Origin of the sequence: Methylobacterium sp. Leaf113 (assembly GCF_001423325.1) — a bacterium.
Lineage (GTDB): Bacteria > Pseudomonadota > Alphaproteobacteria > Rhizobiales > Beijerinckiaceae > Methylobacterium.
Window position 1 is genome coordinate 50,765 of the sequence record NZ_LMNJ01000001.1, and the last position, 16,955, is coordinate 67,719.

General features: G+C 73.3%; 18 protein-coding genes. 3 read left to right on the forward strand and 15 right to left on the reverse strand.

Annotated elements, in window-relative coordinates:
- Positions 1 to 121 precede the first annotated feature (121 nt).
- Together ASF60_RS00215 and ASF60_RS25925 are read right to left on the reverse strand one after the other, a co-directional pair.
- Positions 122 to 1,540, reverse strand: coding sequence for a sensor histidine kinase (locus ASF60_RS00215; RefSeq protein ID WP_056179889.1), 1,419 nt, complete (start codon positions 1,538 to 1,540; stop codon positions 122 to 124).
- Positions 1,541 to 1,551: 11 nt separating this feature from the next.
- Complete coding sequence (locus tag ASF60_RS25925) at positions 1,552 to 1,686, reverse strand: hypothetical protein (protein ID WP_274533531.1); 135 nt, start codon at positions 1,684 to 1,686, stop codon at positions 1,552 to 1,554.
- A 191-nt stretch (positions 1,687 to 1,877) separates the two neighbouring features.
- On the opposite strand from ASF60_RS25925, the gene ASF60_RS00220 reads away from it, so the two are divergent.
- Entirely contained in the window at positions 1,878 to 2,099 is a 222-nt protein-coding gene (locus ASF60_RS00220; RefSeq protein WP_056178527.1) for a hypothetical protein, read from the forward strand.
- A 2-nt stretch (positions 2,100 to 2,101) separates the two neighbouring features.
- Here the strand turns inward: ASF60_RS00220 and ASF60_RS00225 are convergent, their stop codons facing one another.
- The 11 genes from ASF60_RS00225 to ASF60_RS00275 all read right to left on the reverse strand — a co-directional run bounded on the left by ASF60_RS00225 (position 2,102) and on the right by ASF60_RS00275 (position 13,666).
- Entirely contained in the window at positions 2,102 to 2,779 is a 678-nt protein-coding gene (locus ASF60_RS00225) for a response regulator transcription factor (protein ID WP_056178530.1), read from the reverse strand.
- Between the two features lie 86 nt (positions 2,780 to 2,865).
- Positions 2,866 to 3,237 (reverse strand): PepSY domain-containing protein, encoded by a 372-nt coding sequence (locus tag ASF60_RS00230; RefSeq protein ID WP_056178533.1) that lies wholly within the window; start codon positions 3,235 to 3,237, stop codon positions 2,866 to 2,868.
- 170 nt (positions 3,238 to 3,407) lie between these two features.
- Positions 3,408 to 3,614, reverse strand: a complete 207-nt coding sequence (locus tag ASF60_RS00235) for a hypothetical protein (protein ID WP_056178535.1) — start codon at positions 3,612 to 3,614, stop codon at positions 3,408 to 3,410.
- A gap of 9 nt (positions 3,615 to 3,623) precedes the next feature.
- A complete protein-coding gene (locus ASF60_RS00240; protein WP_056178539.1) occupies positions 3,624 to 3,971 on the reverse strand; it encodes a hypothetical protein in 348 nt (115 codons plus the stop codon).
- A gap of 155 nt (positions 3,972 to 4,126) precedes the next feature.
- Positions 4,127 to 4,654 (reverse strand): hypothetical protein, encoded by a 528-nt coding sequence (locus ASF60_RS24160; RefSeq protein ID WP_056178542.1) that lies wholly within the window; start codon positions 4,652 to 4,654, stop codon positions 4,127 to 4,129.
- A 92-nt stretch (positions 4,655 to 4,746) separates the two neighbouring features.
- Positions 4,747 to 5,487 (reverse strand): lysozyme, encoded by a 741-nt coding sequence (locus ASF60_RS23300; RefSeq protein ID WP_082507657.1) that lies wholly within the window; start codon positions 5,485 to 5,487, stop codon positions 4,747 to 4,749.
- A gap of 370 nt (positions 5,488 to 5,857) precedes the next feature.
- Entirely contained in the window at positions 5,858 to 7,378 is a 1,521-nt protein-coding gene (locus tag ASF60_RS25380) for a DUF2793 domain-containing protein (RefSeq protein ID WP_056178546.1), read from the reverse strand.
- Positions 7,379 to 7,428: 50 nt separating this feature from the next.
- Entirely contained in the window at positions 7,429 to 11,322 is a 3,894-nt protein-coding gene (locus tag ASF60_RS00260; protein ID WP_056178549.1) for a baseplate multidomain protein megatron, read from the reverse strand.
- Between the two features lie 41 nt (positions 11,323 to 11,363).
- Positions 11,364 to 11,825 carry an NlpC/P60 family protein gene (locus ASF60_RS00265; protein WP_056178551.1) on the reverse strand — a complete coding sequence of 154 codons (462 nt, stop codon included), beginning with the start codon at positions 11,823 to 11,825 and terminating at the stop codon, positions 11,364 to 11,366.
- Positions 11,826 to 11,833: 8 nt separating this feature from the next.
- Positions 11,834 to 12,745 (reverse strand): DUF2163 domain-containing protein, encoded by a 912-nt coding sequence (locus ASF60_RS00270; RefSeq protein ID WP_056178554.1) that lies wholly within the window; start codon positions 12,743 to 12,745, stop codon positions 11,834 to 11,836.
- Between the two features lie 12 nt (positions 12,746 to 12,757).
- Positions 12,758 to 13,666, reverse strand: a complete 909-nt coding sequence (locus ASF60_RS00275; protein WP_056178557.1) for a LysR family transcriptional regulator — start codon at positions 13,664 to 13,666, stop codon at positions 12,758 to 12,760.
- A gap of 133 nt (positions 13,667 to 13,799) precedes the next feature.
- Here ASF60_RS00275 and ASF60_RS00280 point away from each other — a divergent pair, with 133 nt between their 5' ends.
- Together ASF60_RS00280 and ASF60_RS00285 are read left to right on the forward strand one after the other, a co-directional pair.
- On the forward strand, positions 13,800 to 14,414 hold the full coding sequence (locus ASF60_RS00280; protein ID WP_056178560.1) for a glutathione S-transferase family protein: 615 nt from the start codon (positions 13,800 to 13,802) through the stop codon (positions 14,412 to 14,414).
- A gap of 325 nt (positions 14,415 to 14,739) precedes the next feature.
- On the forward strand, positions 14,740 to 15,681 hold the full coding sequence (locus tag ASF60_RS00285) for a pyridoxamine 5'-phosphate oxidase family protein (RefSeq protein WP_056179892.1): 942 nt from the start codon (positions 14,740 to 14,742) through the stop codon (positions 15,679 to 15,681).
- Here ASF60_RS00285 and ASF60_RS00290 read toward each other — a convergent pair.
- Together ASF60_RS00290 and ASF60_RS00295 are read right to left on the reverse strand one after the other, a co-directional pair.
- Positions 15,662 to 16,315, reverse strand: coding sequence for a DUF2460 domain-containing protein (locus ASF60_RS00290; protein WP_056178563.1), 654 nt, complete (start codon positions 16,313 to 16,315; stop codon positions 15,662 to 15,664). The genes ASF60_RS00285 and ASF60_RS00290 overlap by 20 nt on opposite strands.
- A gap of 31 nt (positions 16,316 to 16,346) precedes the next feature.
- Positions 16,347 to 16,943 (reverse strand): phage tail tape measure protein, encoded by a 597-nt coding sequence (locus ASF60_RS00295; protein WP_056178567.1) that lies wholly within the window; start codon positions 16,941 to 16,943, stop codon positions 16,347 to 16,349.
- Positions 16,944 to 16,955: the final 12 nt, after the last annotated feature.

Genomic DNA, 16,955 nt, shown 5'->3' on the forward strand with positions numbered 1-16,955 from the left:
CAGCACGATGCAGGCGTCGGGCGACACGGTGTCACGCGCAGCCCTTCGGGGGAGCGCGCAACCCTAGCGGATATGCCGGGCGGATCAATCCGCCCCAGTCCGGTCGCCCCAGTCCGGCGGGTCAGTGTGGGACGATGCCCGCCGGCGCGTCCCCCGGCACCTCGATCACCGCCCGCAATCCGCCGAGCGCGGCCTCCTCCAGGCGGAAACGGCCGCGGTAGAGGGCCGCGAGATCGGCTACGATCGAGAGGCCGAGGCCCGAGCCGGGCTTCGACTCGTCGAGGCGCCGGCCGCGCCCGAGGACTGCGGCCCGATCGTCCGGGGCGAGGCCGGGGCCATCGTCCTCGATCGCCACCAGAAGGTGGGGATAATCGTCCTTGCCGACCGCCTCGGCCCGGATCGCGACGCGGCCATGCGCCCATTTCGAGGCGTTGTCGACGAGATTGCCGATCATCTCCTCGAAATCCTGGCGTTCGCCCCGGAAGCGCAGGCCGGGAGGCACATGGACTTCGTAGGCGATATCCTTGTCGCGGTAGATCTTGCCGAAGGTGCGGACCAGACCGGCCAGCGCCGGCTCCACCTCCGTCGAGGTGCCGAGGGTGCCGGCCAGGGCCGCCGCCCGGGCGCGGTCGAGATGGTAGTTGACCTGGTCGCGCATCACCGCCGCCTGTTCGCGGATTTTGGCCGCGAGGTCACCGGGCGCATCGGCGGCGCCGACCTCGTTGACGATGATCGAGAGCGGGGTCTTGAGGGCGTGTGCGAGGTTGCCGACCTGCGTCCGCGCCCGCTCCAGGATCTCCCGGTTGGTCTCGATCAGCAGGTTCACCTCGCCCGCCAGGGGGGCGATATCGCGCGGGTACTCGCCGGTGATGCGGTCCGATTCACCCCGCCGGATGGCACCCAGCGCCGTGCGCAGCTTGGCCAGCGGCGCGAGGCCGAAGCGGATCTGCAGCAGGGTGGTGAGCGCCAGTGACAGGCCGAGCAGCCCGAAGGTGACCATCAGCGAGAAGCGGAAGCGGTCGACGTCGTTCTCGATCTCGTCGGCGGGGCCGGCCACCCGCACGGTGTAGCGGCCGTCCTCCCCGATATCGACGTCGCGCTCGATGATGCGCAGGCGGCGCTCGTCCTGGGCCCGCCCGTAGCCCTGGCGGATCTGGCCGATGCCCGCCTTGCTGTCGGAGGTGGCGGCGGCCTTCAGGGGCACGCCCACCAGGGAGCGTGAGGTGCGCAGGTCGCGCGGCTTCGCGTCGGGGCGCCCGATCTGCCAGTACCAGCCCGACAGGGGCAGGTCGAAGCGCGGATCGCTCAAGGTGAAGGACCGGCTCTCCGGGTCGTTGGGCGAGACGAGATCGGTGGCGAGGTTGTTGGCATAGACCAGCAGGCGGCTGTCGAAGGCCCGCTCGGTGTTCTCGCGGTACAGGGTGGTCAGGATCCAGGCGGCGATCAGCAGGATCGCCGAACTCGCCAGCAGCGCCGAGGTGGCGAGGCGTACCGCGATCGAGCGGCGACGCATGGGCAGCCAGGACGGGGAGGGGATCATGTGGACCAAGTCTACGCCACGGCTGCAGGTCTGAGCCACAGATTGGAAGGGAAATCGTCGCGGTCGATGATGGTGGCGTGACCGCTGGCGACCTGAACCGATTTCAGATCGCCGACGGTCAAATCATAGCCTGCGCCGAGCCGCATGTCTCACCTCGCCTGTTGCAGGTTTTCCGTAATCTACGGGTAGTTCGCGATAATTGTTTGCGTGCGAGCGCGGCATGAACCTGTTCAAGCTCATCCACGGTCGATGACCCCCGGACGACATCGCCGACGCGATCTTGAGCGCCAAGGTTTCAGGGGGACTGACGGACCCGGATTAGCGCGGGCCGCGGACGATGATCCCGGGTGAGCCGCCGATCGTCGGAACCGTGATCCGCTACGCCTTCCTCTGGTCGAACGAGGACCGCGACGGTCAAACGGCGGCGCAGACGGATCGACCCGCCGTCCTGGTGATCGCACGAAAGCCCGCGGACGGAAGCTGCATCGTCGCCCTCGTGCTTGCGCCCATGCAGACGCGGATCAAGGGCAGGTGCCTCGCGATGAGCCCGCGCCCCTGACATCACCCCCGCGCCACCGGCTGGTTCGGGTCGACGAGGTAGCCGAGGCCCCGGACGGTCTGGATCAGGTCGACCGCGAGCTTCTTGCGCAGGCGGCCGACGAAGACCTCGATGGTGTTGGAATCGCGGTCGAAATCCTGGTCGTAGAGATGCTCGGTCAGCTCGGCGCGCGAGACCACCCGGCCGGTATGGTGCATCAGGTAGGAGAGCAGGCGGTACTCGTGGCTCGTCAGCTTGACCGGGTTGCCGTCCACGAAGACCCGGCCCGAGCGGGTGTCGAGCACCACCGGCCCGCAGGCGATCTGGCTGGTGGCATGGCCGGCCGCGCGCCGCAGCAGGGCGCGCACGCGGGCCATCAGCTCCTCCATGTGGAACGGCTTGGTCACGTAGTCGTCGGCCCCCGCATCGAAGCCGTCGACCTTGTCGGACCAGCGGTCGCGGGCGGTCAGGATGATGACGGGGGTCTTGATCCCGGCCCGGCGCCACTTCTGCAGCACGCTGACGCCGTCGGTCTTGGGCAGGCCCATGTCGAGAATGATGGCGTCGTAGGGCTCGCTCTCACCGAGATAGCCGCCTTCCTCGCCGTCGAAGGCCTTGTCGGCGACGTAGCCGGCCTCCTCCAGGGCGTTGACCACCTGCCGGTTGATGTCCCGGTCATCCTCCACGACGAGCAACCGCACGGTATCGAACTCCTACGATGATGGCCCGAACCCGCGGGTCGGCGCGCAGCGCACGTTAGCCGTCTCCGGCCGCCGGCGAAACGGCGTCACGGACCGCTGACCTGCCCCGTGGTCGCATCCACGATGACGTGAACGAACTGTCCGTCCCGGCGCAGGGCCGTGAGCAGGTAGACGAGGGTCTCGTCCTGCCGGCACAGGCGCGCGCGCTGGATCTCCGCCCGGGGAATCACCTGTCGGGCGGCGCGGATGGCCGCCACCGGGGCGATCACCCGCTTGTCGGCCACCGCTTCGCGCAGATCCGCCGGACTGAGGCAGGTCTCGCTGCGGGGGATCGCGACCAAGGGGGCCGCGACCGAGCTGGTGCCGGTCGTGGTCTCCTCCGCGAACGTGTCGATCGAACCTGTCGCGAAGCCCGCGACGGTCAGTCCGATCAGCAACAGGGCGAGGAGGATGCGCATGTGGGAACAGTCTAGGGGGGAGGCACTGAATGCGCCCTGAATGCCAGCGCGCGCCGGGGTCGGGCCGAGGGCGACCCGGCAAGCCTGGTCCGGCTCAACCCCCGACCCTGCTCGGCACAACCCCAAGCATAACCTCGGCCAATCGGTTCCCGTGCGGTCCGACCCGGTGCTCAGGCCGTCCCCGCCAGGGCCGAAAGGCGGGCGAGGGCCATGCGCAGGCGCGTTCCGGCCACGGCGTGACCGTCGATATGGTCGCGCGCGGCGCGGCGCACGGCCGCCGCCGAGCGGTCGAAGCGGATTCGGGCAGCGCACAGGCGCAGGGTTGCCGCCCGGCGGCGGTTCCGGCGTCCGTGCAGGAGATGGGCGATGCGGTCCATGGGACGTCCTCAAGATCGGGGCCGGGTCTCGGCGAGACGGCGCAGGATGTCGTCCAGCTTCTCCCGGGCGCGGGCGTCGTTGCGCTCGATGTCGCGTGCGGTCTCGGTCGCCAGCCGCGACAGGTCTTCGAGCACGCGGGTTCGGCTTTCGAGGGCCGCCGCCACGGCGGCGTTGGTCTGCGAGGCCCGTTCCAGGGCGGTCGCGGTCGCACCGATGTCGCCGAGGCGCGCCTCCTGCACGCGCAAGGATTGACGGTGGAGGTGGATGCAGGCGAGCCCGAGGAGGACGGCGACGATCCAGCCGGCGCCCTCCTGCGAGACCAGGAGCCGGGCGGCTTCGAAGGCGATCTTTTCCAAATCCGGTCCTCCGTCTGCCCGGTCCTCCGTCTGCCCGGTTCTGCACCTGCCCGGTCCTGCCGTCGTCAGGCTTCCGCGCCCGGCCTCGCGCGCGCGGCCTCTCGCCCGCCCGGCCTCGCGCGTCATTCGGCTTGCCGCGTCCGGGTTCCGCAGGGTCAGGGCGTCCGACGCCGGCTTTCCACCTCGGCTGCGCGCAGGGCCGGCACCAGGGTGTTGGCGACCGTCGCCTCCTCGGTCAGCGGCAGGCTGCGGAACACCTTCTCGCCGAGGCCCGCGCCGCCGCCGGCCGCCCGGATGAGCCAGCCCGGCGCGGCGTCGAGGCCGCGCTGCACCGCGCGCGCGATCACCAGCGATCCGACCGGAACCGTCAGTGTCTGCCCGCGGGTCGCGCCCGCCACCGCGTTGACCGCGTAATCGGCGACGTTGCGGACGAGGCGTTCCACCAGGCTGGCGGTAATCAGGAGGCGCAGCGGGCCGGTCAGCCGGGCCACGGCCGCCATCGCCGCGGTCACGGCGAGCGGCACCAGCACGCTCCCGAGGCCCTGGATCGCGGACGCGACGGCGTCGCCCCAGGGCAGCGCGACGGAGGCCATCTCCGCCGCCGTACCCGGACGCGTGGTCGCGACGAGAAAGAGGCCGGTGGCGGCGAGGAAGCCGGCGCGGCGGATGCGAGAACGGATCATCGGAAACTCCATCGGGGGCAGGGCGGGACGCGGGGGCGGGGCAGGACGCGGTGGATGGGCGGAGCAAGGTGGATGGCCGCGAGGGCCGGACGTCAGGCCTCGCCGCGCAGGCGGCGACGCACCGCCGACCACAGCGTCGCCAGGGCGCCCGGTTTCACCGGAACCCTGAGCGCCACAGAAGTCTTGGACGCCACAGAAGTCTTGGGCGCCACAGAAGTCTCGGGCGTCACGCGAGCCTCGGGCTGGACTGGCGCCTGAGGTTTCGTTGGCGCCTGGGCAGGCGCTCGGGGCGACAACGGCAGGCGCGGCACGGTCCGGCGCGCGGTCGGCAGCGGCGGGGTGGCGGCGTTGGGCATGGGAATCGCCGCCGCATCGCCCCGTCGCGCCCGGGGCAGGGCCTCGGCATAGGGCGTGCGGAACTGGTCGACCTCGGCGCCGCGTCGCGGGATCAGCTCCGCCGGACGGTTCCAGAGCAGGAACGCCTTACCCGCGCCGTCGCGGTCGCCGACCTTCAGGCGTCGGACCACGGTGGAGCGTGCGAAGGCCGTCGGCCCGATGTTGAAGCAGAGCGAGACCAGGGCGTCGAAGGCGTGGTCCGGCAGATCGTCGCCGACCGCCGTGGCGACGGCCTGGATGTAGCGGGCGACGTCGCGGCGGAAGAGCGCGTCGCAAGCCGCTTCGGTCAGGCGAAGGCCCGGCGTCACCAGGGGCGGACCCGCCGCCGAAGTGTGCCCGATCCCGATGGTCCAGACGCCGACGCTGTCGCGATAGGCGCTTAAGCGCCGGCCTTCGCGGGCGATGAGCACGGCTTCGCCGATGGCACTGAGGGTCATGCCGCGTCTCCGGATGATGAAAGTGAGAGAGCACTGAAGTGATGAGCGCAGAAGTTCCGGTTGATTTGCCGGAATCTCTACGCGACAACTGATTCCGACGCGGGATCAGGAGGGGGATGTGTTGCGAAAGCTCATCTCGGCTGCTTTGAGGCAGAAATCAGGGGGGCAGGACCGGTCCGGCGGCGGGGCCGCGCCGGCGCTCAACCGGACCTTCCCGTCCATGCGGCCCCTCGACCTTCCCCCGGCTGAGAACGACAATCCGCTCGCCGATCTGTGCGCCGCCGTCGAGGCCGACCTGCGGGCGGCGGGCTACCTGCGCTGAGGGGCGCGGGAGGGATGGCGAGCCCCCTTTCGGTCAGGCCCCTCTCGGTCAGGCACCCTTCGGGGCGGCTTCCAGGGCGGTGAGCCGCGCTTCGAGGCCCCGGGCCAGGAACAGCAGCAGCTCGTCTGTGCGGAAGCCGTAGCGCTCCCCGGCGGCGCGGCCCGGCACCGCGTCCTCCGCCGGAACGGCCGCGACGATCTCGGCGCCCGCCGCATCGACCTCGGCGGGGGAGGCGGGGATCGTCGGCCGGGGCGGCACGGCCGGCCACGCGTCGCGACACAGGAAGCCGTAGGCGAATGGGTCGAGGCCATGGGCTTCGAGGATCGCCGTCGCCCGCTGCACGGTCAGGCCGACATGTCGGCGTGCCCCGGCGCCCTTGCGCGCCAGCGCTTCAAGGAACCGGAAGGTGCCGATCTCCCGGGCGAGCGCGTGCGCCGCCGCGATCTCGGCCTCGGCCAGGGGAACGACGGGCGTCTTCTCGCGGGCATCCGAGGTGTTGATCGCGCCCGTGCCGGCATACAGCACCGCGGCGCGCAGGGCCGGGGTGCCGAGGCTCCAGGTGTTGTCGGCCGTGTGGGCGATGATGCCCGCCACCCCGAGCTTCGTCGTCAGGGTGGCGCTGGTGCCGAGGCCGAGATTGCCGTCCGGGCCGAAGCGCGCCACCTCGCGCAGGGTGCCGGGGCGCGCGCCGTCCGCCGGCTTCACGAAGATCGCGAGGCCGCCCGGATACCCGCTCGACGCGCCGGCCGTGCCCATCGTGCCGGCAAGGCCCGCCAGGGGCCAGGGAGTGCCGCCGCTGGTGGCCTGCACGGTCAGGCCGCCCCCCAGCAGGCTGCCGTCCGTGGCGAGGTCCTGGGTCAGGCGCAGGGCGGGCGCGCCGAGGAGCGGGCTTGGCATCGGCCCTTTGAGATCGACCCGGCCCGATGCCCGGTCGATCCGCAGCGCCTCGCGAAACCCGCCCGTGTCGGGCGCGACCTTGATCGCGAAATCGTCGTTGCCGGACAGTCCGATCTCGGCACGCCCCGTGAAGGCGCTCTGGAACAGCAGGGACAGGATGTTGCCGGCGGCCTGCTTGTTCAGGGTGTAGCGCAGGTCCCCGGTGCCGCCCTCCGCCGTCGTCAGGGCGGTCCAGAGGGCGGTGTTCAGCTTGGCGGCGAACGGATTGGCGGCGTCGGCCGTGGTGCCGATGCCGAGGCGCGTCAGGTTCTGGAGCAGCTTCGGAGCGGAGCGGAGTCCGATCCATCCGGTTGCCGTGAAGGCGTAGAGTTCGTCCTCGTCGAGCATCCAGGCGAGCCAGCCGGGCTTGGGCGCGAGGCCGCTCCAGCGCCCATCCTGGAAGCGGGCGATCTGTCCGGACAGACTGGCCCAGGCCCCGGTCGGGCTCGGGCTCAGCACCAGGTAGCGATCGCCCTCGGCGGGGGTGGGCGGCGGCGCGCCGAGGTCCTTGTCGCGGCAGGCGAGCTGGACCAGCGCGTCGAGGCCCATCAGCGCTTCGTTGTGCGTGACGTGCTTCTGCGCCTGACCCGCCGCGATCAGCGGCAGCGCCAGGCTGGGGGTCGTCTCGGGCATCGGTCGGCTCCGGCTTGAGGGTCGAGAATCTCCGGCGGCGTCGCGGCGGATCAGGCGGACGCGACCGCCACCTGCGCGCGGGTCTCGGGGCCGACCCCCGCCGCCAGACCGACCTGCGCCACCGCGACGTCGAGGCGCCCCTGGGGGCCGCCGAAATCCGCCGCCTCGTCCGTCGCCGGGTAGAGGAGGCCCGGCGCGGCCGCCGTCAGAACCCGCAGGGGCCGGCCCTCGGGCGAGAACACCGTGACCCGGTAGGCCTCGGGCTCCTCCAGCGGGATCTCGGCGGCGTCCCACGAATCCCCGTCGCGCCGGGTCCGGCGAATCCAGGCGAGACGCACGCCTTCGGGCTCCCGCTGCGCCCGCAGGTGGACGGGGCTCGAGGGGCGCAGGGCGGTGAGGCCGGCCGTGGCCCGCAGGGCGACATGGGCCGGATCGGCGGGCTCGCCCGTCGCCGGGCCGATGCGGTAGCGGAAGGGCCGTCCGGCCTCGTCGAGGCGTTCCACCAGCGGCACCACCGCCCCGTCGAGGCGCACGATCAGGCTGCCGGCGGGGCTGGCCCGGGCGGCCTGCGCCTCGCTGCCGGCCAGACCGCGCAGGAGCCCCGTCAGCCGGTAAGTCCCGGGCCCGATCAGCGTCACCCCGGCGGCCGCGATCAGCTCGATCGCCCCGTCTCTCGTGCTGCGGACCGCGAACAGGTTGCCGCCGGCCAGCGCCGCCGCCTCGCCGATGGCGGCGAGATCGCCGGCGTGGCGCAGGCGGACATCGAGCCGGGCGCCGCGATCGAAGCGCCAGAGCGGGCCGGGGGGCAGGGCGGTCAGGGTCTCCCCCAGGCAGGCGGGAAGATCGACGAAGCCGTGGGGGACGAGCGCCGCGTCCTCACCCTCGGCGCGCCAGATCGCCACCGGCCCGGGCCACGGGTCCGCCGCCACCGCCAACACCTGAAGGGCGGTGGGGCTGCCGCGATCGGCCGGCAGGTCGAGGGCGACGGCGAAGGGCGGCCCGGCCAGGGCCGGCACGGCGCGGCGGGGGCGCATCCCGGCGCGGTCGTCCGTCCGGGGCGTCCGGCCGTGGAGGGGCACGCCGCGGGTCTCGATCTGGCGCCCGCGCGGGCTGTCGGCGATGCGCAGGATCCGGTGCGGTCCGGGCTCGCCCGGCAAGGCGAGGAGGTCGCCCGGCGCGAGGTCGATCCGGCGCGGGCTCAAGGTGAAGCGGGCGGTGTCCCGGGCCGCGAGGCGGGCATCGAGGGCGGCCTCCGCCAGGGCCTCGGCGCAGGCCCGCCGGGTCACCACGGCGGCTTCCATCCGGGTCTCGCGCCGGCGGGCACCGCTGGGGCGGATCGCGGCGGCGCTCGCCCGGCGGTACTCGGCGGTGTCGCCGTCGGTGAAGCCGATCTCCAGCGAGCGCGGCAGCTCCGCTTCCTCCGCCCGGACCCGGGCGAGGGGGGCTTCGGCTTCGCGCAGCACCACGAGGTCGTCGGCCGCGATCGCCAGCGGCACCTCCCGGCGCGGCCCCCGGATCGTCAGGGCGCCGGCCTGGGCCGAGACGTCGAGGCCGTAGAGCTGCGCCAGGGGCTCGAGGGCGGCCCGTGCCGACATCGGCCGGTCGATGACGTAGCCGTCGAGGAAGGCGTTCGCGGTGATCGCCGCCGGCACCGTGATGCCGAGGTCGGACAGGATGGCGGCGACGAGCTGGTCGAGTTCCAGCCCCTCGATCCGGCCGGTGATCCAGTGGCCCACCGACCAGTTGCCCGCATCCGCCCAGACGCTGTCGAAGTCCGGGAAGGCCGGGTAGGGTCGCGCGTCCCAGCACCAGACGAAGATCGCCTCCGCCGGCACCATCGGGCCGCCATACAGGGACGAGACCGGGTTGTGGGCGGGTTCGAAGCCCGGCAGGGCCGGGTCGAACCGCTCCAGGATCGCGGCGAGACCGCGGGCCTGGATCAGGTCGTCGCGGGTGCCGCGCGAGGCGGGCGGGCTGGCGTTCTCGGCGGATTTCGGGTCGGGAAAGACGTTCGGCCCGTTGGTGCCCTTGTCCACCGCCGGCACGCCGATTTCGGTGAGCCAGATCGGCTTCGAGCGCGGCACCCAGGCGGTCGCGCGGGTCTCGACCCCGCCGTCCCGCTCCACGTGGCGGTTCGTCCACCAGCCCACCAGATCCTTGGCCCGGAAGGTCCAGGGCTTGGCGTAGCGCCCGTCGGTGATCGGCGTGCGCCGCTGCGCCGCCCGGTCGGCCGCGTCGGCATAGTACCAGTCGAAGGCCTCGCCGGCGCCGACCCGGTCCTTCAGGTAGGCGGGGTCGTAGATGGCGTCGGCCAGCGCCAGGTCGGCATGGGCGGCGCCGTCGCGCCAGTCGGTGACGGGCGGGTAGTAGTCGATGCCCACCGCGTCGATGGCGGGATCGGCGAACAGGGCGTCGAGGGGAAACCGGAGAGTGGCGCCCCCGTCGCGCACATCGGCGCCGTACTCGGTCCAGTCGGCGGCATAGACGAGGGCGACGTCGGGGCCGAGGCGCTGGCGCAGGGTGGCGGCGAGATCGCGAAATCCCTCCACGGCGGGGTAGCGCCCGGCTTCCGCCCGCACCCGGGTGAGGCCGACGAACTCGCTGCCCACGATGAAGCCGGCGAGCGGTAGGCCCTGCGCCGCCCAGCCGGCCGCCAGCGCGGCGTAATGCAGCGCCAGGGTGCGGTACTGGGTGAAGAACGCGGCCACCTGGGCGCCGGCCACCTCCGTGCCGTCGGGGCTTCCCGGCCGTCCGGGAGCCGGGTCGCAGGTGATGCGCCCGCGCCAGGGATAGGCCGGCTGGCGCCCCGCCTGCCCGTCGTGCGGGTCCGGCAGCGCGTTGTCGGCGGCGACATCCATCATCACGAAGGGGTAGAGCACCACGCCGAGGCCGCGCCGATTCAGCTCCGCCACCAGCCGGGTCAGGCCCGCATCCGAGGGCGTGCCGCCATAGGCCGGGCCGCCGCCCGGGGCCGTCGAGACGGGCGCGACCGCGTCGCGGCGCAGGCCCGCCACCGCCCAGGTGTCGCCGCTGGTGACCTTGGCGGCGTTGTCGACCCGGGGCCGGATGGTGCAGCGGCCGGCGCGCAGGTCGTCCCCGAACCAGCTCGCGACCAGGGAGACCCGGGTGAGGCGCGGGCACAGGGCCTGGAGCGCGTCCAGGGAGGCGACGACGTCGGCACCCGCCTGCATTTGGAACCGGTTGGCGGGGCGCGTGGTGCCGTAGCCGGCCTCCTCGGTGACGCGGAGCGGATCGAGGCCGAACTCGGTGGAGCCGGGGATGAGGCAGACCGCCCGGATCATCCCGGCGAGGCCCGCCACCGGGCGCAGCACCTCGAAGGCGAATTGCGGAATCCGGTTGCCGAATTCGGCGAGCGCCAGCCGCTCGAACACCACGTAGGCGAGGCCCCGATAGGCCGGCGCGTTCTCAGGCCCCTCCTTGGCGACGATGAGCGGGTCGGGCTCCTGGTCCGCCGCGCCGCGATGCAACCGCAGGGCGACGGTGGTCAGGTCGATCTCGCGCCCGTCCGCCCAGACCCGCCGGACGCCCGCCACCGGGCCCTCGCACAGGCCGATGGCGAGATCGACGAAGTAGGCATAGGCGGTGCGCTTGACCTTGCCGCCCCCGATCGCCTTGCCGCCGGCGGCCGTGACGGCGCCCGTGCTCGCCACCTCCAGGGGCCGCGTCGCCCAGATCAGGGTGCCGCCGATCCGGGCCCGGCCGTAGACGCGCGGGATCGGCTCGCCCTCGGTCGAGCTCAGGCCCGCCACGTCCGACAGGCGCGGCCCCTCGACGGTGCGTCCCCCTGCGAGGCCCCCCAGCAGGGCCGCGTCGAGGCCCGACCCCGCCATCGTCCCGAGGGCGCCGCCGATGATCCCGCCGATCGGGCCACCCAGCACCGTACCCGCCGCCGCCCCGGCGGTTTGCAGGATCAGCGTGGCCATGGCGGACTCCGGAAGAGGGGGCGAGAGCGGGGGCGGTGCGGCTAGCCTCCGTCTCCCGAAATCGGGAAGCGGAAGACGTGGGCGAGGTGGCGCCGCCACCAGCCCGTCAGGGCCACCTCCGTGACGACGGCGCCGTCATGGGCGTGGATCATCGTGCCGGCGCCCGACGCGAGGGCGCAGTGCCGGGCCGGCAGGTGGGCGCGAAACCGGAACAGCAGCACGTCGCCGGCCCGCGGCTCGGCGCGGGCAACCGGCGCGAGGTGGCGCCCGGCCGCCTCCGCCAGCGGATCGGTGCCGGGCGGGGCCGATTCCGCCCAGGATGCGCCGTAGGCCGGGGCGGCCTCCGGCTCCGATCCGAACGCCTCGCGCCAGACCCCGCGCAGCAGCCCGAGGCAGTCGCAGCCGACGCCCTTCAGCGAGGCCTGATGGCGATAGGGCGTGCCGATCCAGCCGCGCGCCAGGAGGACGATCGTCCCGGGCGTCATCCCCGTTTCAGGCGTCATGGTGTGCCTCACCGGAACAGGCTGCCGCCGTCGAGGCCCGGGCCGGAGCCCGGGACGGGGCGCAGCACGAAGTCGTTGCCCGGCAGGTGCGGGAAGCCCTGGAAATTCGGCACGTTGGCGAATTTCTCGCGGCAGGTGGCGAGGCGCTTGTCGCAGCCCGCATGGAGGCGGAAGCGGTCGCCGGGCGCCACCGGGCGGGCCGGCGCCTGCCACAGGTCGAGCCGGATCGCCCTCGCGTCGCCGGTGCGGTCCTGAACGTCGGCCTGTTCGCGGATGTCGCCCTCCTGGCCGACCTGGGTACCGCTGGTCCAGGTCAGCCGTCCCCCGGTGAACCAGCCGGGTGCGAACACGCCCGCGAGGGTCACGCCGAGCGTGCCCGGTTCCGGCACGGCACGCACCGTCCCGGTGGTGGAAACGCGCGCGTCGGCGAGATTCACGCGGCATCGGGCATCGCCGAGATCGGCGCCGCAGGTGGCGCGATAGGTCCGGCCCCGCTCGGCGTCGAGCTGGTCCATCAGCCCGCGCAGTTCTGCCACGAAGGCGGTGCCGGCCCGGCGCACCTCGCCGATGGTGCCGATATCGAGGAGGAGCCGCGTCTCCGGTCGGCTCCAATCCACCAGCCAGGTCTCCACCGAGGCCCCGTCGTAGAGCCCGCCCGCGATGTCGGCGTCGGTGAGGCCGAGGGCCGAGAGGGCGCCCGCCACCTCGCCGCCCCCGATGGCGAAGCCGAGTTCGGCGCTGGCCTCGGCGGCCTCCAGCCCGGACCGGGCGGCGTAGGTCAGGCCGCCGAAGGTGAGGTCGCGGTCGTGGTCGGTGAAGCCGAGGCGGGCACCGTCGCGCCGGCTCAGCGCCCAGGCATGGCACAGGGTGGTGGCCCCGCCGGCGAGATGCGCGGCGAGGTCGGGGGGCAGATCGCGCATGGTCCAACCTCCTCAGGAATGGGTCGGGTTCACCCGCGGATCAGCCCGGAGGCGCGCCACGGCGAGGTCGATGAAGGCACGCACCTTCGCGGGGGCCCGGCGCCCCTCCGGGCTCACCACATGGACCGGCATCGCGGCGGCGGCCGGATCCTCGAGCACGAGGCGCAGACGCCCCTCGGCCAGGGCCGGCGCGACCTGATAGGACAGCAATTGCGCGATGCCCTGGCCTGCCAGCGCGGCCGCCAGGACGGAATCGATGGTGTTGCAGCTCAGCCGGGACCGCAGGGCGACGGCCGTCCCCGGCTCGGGGCCGAAGCGTCCGTCCGCCCCGAGCCCCTGGCTCGCCGAGCCGATGACGGCGTGGTGGCGAAGGTCCCGCAGGGTCGCTGGCTGGCCGTGCCGCTCGAGATAGCCCGGCGCGGCGCAGAGCACCCGGCGGACGGCGCCGACCCGGACCGCCGTGAGCCCGGAATCGGCGAGCGGACCGATGCGGACGCCGACATCGGCCCCCTCGTCGATCAGGTTGATCACCCGGTCGAGGAACAGGGCGCGGGCGGAGACGGCGGCATGGCGCGCGAGGTAGTCGGTGATCACGGGCAGCACGTAGAGGCGGCCGAACTGCACCGGCGCGGTGACGGTGAGCGTGCCGGACGGCGTGGCGTAGGACCCTGCCGCGGCGGCCTCCGCCTCCTCGATCTCCGCCAGGATGCGCCGGCAATCCTCCAGGTAGCGCCCGCCCGCCTCGGTGAGCTTCACCGAGCGGGTGGTCCGCGTCAGCAGCCGCGTGCCGATCCGGTCCTCGAGGGCCGCCACCGCCCGGGTCACGGCGGGCGGGCTCATGGCGAGCTGGCGCGCGGCCGCGGCGAAGCCCCCGCCCTCCGCAACCCGGACGAAGACCCGCATCGCCTGCCACCGATCCATGCCTGCGCCTCCCGATGTCCAGACTATTCCATTCAGCGGAACGGTGGCTTCCGAAGAAAGAGCATTCTCCTGGTCCGGTGGAGGGTCTTGAATGCGGATGTCGCCGACGCTCCGGCCCGACAGGAGATCTCTCATGAAGCTGTTCCACTTTGCCCTGTCCGGTCACGCCCACCGGGCCCGGCTGTTCCTGTCCCTCGTCGGCCAGCCCTGCGACATCGTCGAGGTCGACCTCGCCCGGGGCGAGCACAGGGCGCCGGACTTCCTGACGCTCAATCCCTTCGGGCAGGTGCCGGTGCTCGTCGACGGCGACACGGTCGTCCCGGATTCCAACGCCATCCTGGTCTACCTCGCCAAGCGCCTCGGCCGTACCGACTGGCTGCCGGAGGATGCGGCCGGCGCGGCGCGGGTGCAGCGCTGGCTCTCGGTGGCGGCCGGCCCCATCGCCTTCGGGCCGGCGGCGGCTCGCCTGGTCACCCTGTTCGGCGCCACCTTCGACGCCGCGGAGGTCATCGCCCGTGCCCACGCCATCCTCGGCCGCGTCGAGGCCGAACTCGCAGACCGGCCCTGGCTCGCCGGCGACCGCCCCACCGTCGCGGACGTGGCGCTCTACAGCTACGTCGCCGCCGCACCCGAGGGGAACGTCGACCTCGCCTCCTATGTGCAGGTCCGCGCCTGGCTCGCCCGTATCGAGGCCCTGCCGGGCTTCGTGCCGTTCCCGCAAAGTCCGGCCGGCCTGCGCGCCGCCTGACCGTCCCGGCAGGTGGCTGGCTCCGAACGGTCGCAAGCTGGCGCGGATCCGACTCGTCCTCTGGGAAACACGCGCACAGCACCCCGTCATCCCGGGGCCGCGCAGCGGAGCCCGGCGACTGTCTTACGGTGCAAGATGTTATGCCGTCGGCGGCTCTGGATCGCACGCCGCCGGCGCGCCCCTCCGGGGCCGGGCTCATCTGTGGCGCCCCGGAAAGACCCTGTGGTGCCGTCCGCCGTCACCGCGCCGGTCAGGAGGCGGAGTGCCCAATCCCGCCGAGACCTTTCATCGGATCATGATCAAGCTCAATCTCGGGAGATTCCCCATGTCCCTCCCCAACGCGCGCTCGGAGATCCGCCCCGCCGGGCCCTGGCATCCGGGCGAGGTCGCGATCCAGGCGCATGTCGGGGTCGCCGGGCGGATGGCCGAGCTCGGTCCCCGGGTGATCCGCGACCACCTGATCGACCAGCACCGCGCCTTCTACGCGCATCTGCCCTTCGTGGTGCTGGGCACGGTCGACCCGGCCGGCGAGGCCTGGGCGACGGTGCGGACCGGGGCGCCGGGCTTCCTCGACGCCCCCGATGCCGAGCACCTGCGGGTGCGGGCGGCGCCCCTGCCCGACGATCCCGCCGAGGCCGGGCTGGCGGACGGCGCCGCCATCGGGCTCCTCGGCATCGACCTCGCCACCCGGCGGCGCAACCGCCTCAACGGCACCGTGGCGTGCCACCGGCCGGAGGGCTTCGCGATCCGCGTGGCGCAGAGCTTCGGCAATTGCCCGCAATACATCCGGGTTCGGACCGCCCCGGAGCCGGTCCCGGCGGCGCCGGTTGCCGCCCAGGTGTCGGATCACCTCGATGCGCGCGCCCGCGCGCTGATCGAAGGCGCGGAGACGATGTTCGTCGCCAGCTACGCGGTGGGCACGGACGGGACGCGGCAGGTCGACGTCTCGCATCGCGGCGGCCCGGCCGGCTTCGTCCGGGTCGGATCGGACGGCGTGCTGACGGTGCCGGATTATTCCGGCAACCGGTTCTTCAACACGCTGGGCAACATGCTGGCCAACCCGCGCGCCGGGCTCCTGGTCATCGACTTCGCCAGCGGCGACCTGCTGCAGATGACCGGCCGCCCCACGGTGATCCTCGATGCCCCCGACTGTGCGGACTTCCCCGGCGCCGAGCGCCTGTGGCGCTTCGCCCCCCGCACGGTGATCCGGCGTCCGGGCGCGTGGCCGCTGCGCTTTGCTGCGCCGGCTACGGCACGATCTCGATGAGCGGCACCTTCGGGATCTCGCCGGCGCTGAAGGCCGACAGGTCGATGGTGAGATCGTCGGTGTCGAAGCGGACCGGCACGTCGAAGGTGAAGCCCGCGGTGACCCGGAGGCCTGCGCCCGGCACCGCGTCGGCCGCGAAGGTGAGACGCCCGGTGGTGCCGTCGCAGACGACCTGGGCGGGCGCCACCGCGACGCCGTCCACCGCCACCCGCACGCTCTCGGCCACCGGCTTGGCGATGATCCGGCGATAGGGCATCGGGCCGGTGCCGTAGGTCTTGGCGAGCTGGAACACCCGCGTGGTCCCGTCGCCGAGCCCGAGAACCTGGTCGGTGGCGGCGATCGGGCCGGAGGGCGGCCCCGAACGCGCATCGACCCGGTCGCGGTAGCGGAAGCCGTAGAGCCGGCCGCGCCGCTCCTCGAAGAAGCTCAGCACCGCGTGCAGCGCATCGAGGGTGCGGATGCCGAAGCCGGCATCGTAGCGCCGGCGCGAATCGGCCCAGCGGCTGTTGCGGTGCTCGCGGCCCGAGGCCAGGGTGACGATCTCGGTGAGGCGGCTCGGCCCCCCGCTGCCGCGCAGGGCGACGTCGAGGGGAAAGCGGACCTCGTGGAAGTCGCTCGGCGGTTCGATGGCCATGATGCGCTCCTGCGATACCTGCCCCGCCCGCTCACAGGCCGCGCCGGCCCCGCGCCACCGCGCGGGCGAGGCCGGCGGCCACCTGCGCCTCGGAGCGGCGGAAGCTCTCGAGGTCGGGCGTCGCGATGTTGACGGTGATGGGGCTCGCGCCCTGGGCGCCGGCGGCGACGCCGAGGCGGCCGTCGCTGCCGCGCTTCAGCGGCAGGATCGCCTCCGGCCCGGCCTCGCCCATCAGGCCGAGGCCATCGCGCATCGGAAAGTAGGTCGGGGCCGCCACCACGCCGCCCGCCGCGAACGGGCGCACCCGGCCCTGCGCCACCACCCCGCCGCGGGCGAAGGCGGCCTCGCCCCCGGCCGCCCCGGCGCCCGCGCCCATCAGCCCGTTGACCAGCCGGGTGATGCCGGCCTTCACCGGGCTCAGGGCCGCCTTGAGCGCCACGTCCGAGAGCTTGGTGGTCAGGCTGCCCAGGACGCTGTCGAGCTGGCGCCCGGCCCCGACATTGCCGGTCAGCGCCTTCGAGAGGCTCTGGCCGAATTTCTGGGCGAGCTTGTCGAGGGTCTCCAGTTGCTTGACCCGGGCGGTGTCGGCACGGGCGGCGGTGCCGCTCCCGGGTTCGGTGTCGGTCATGGCGGATTCTCT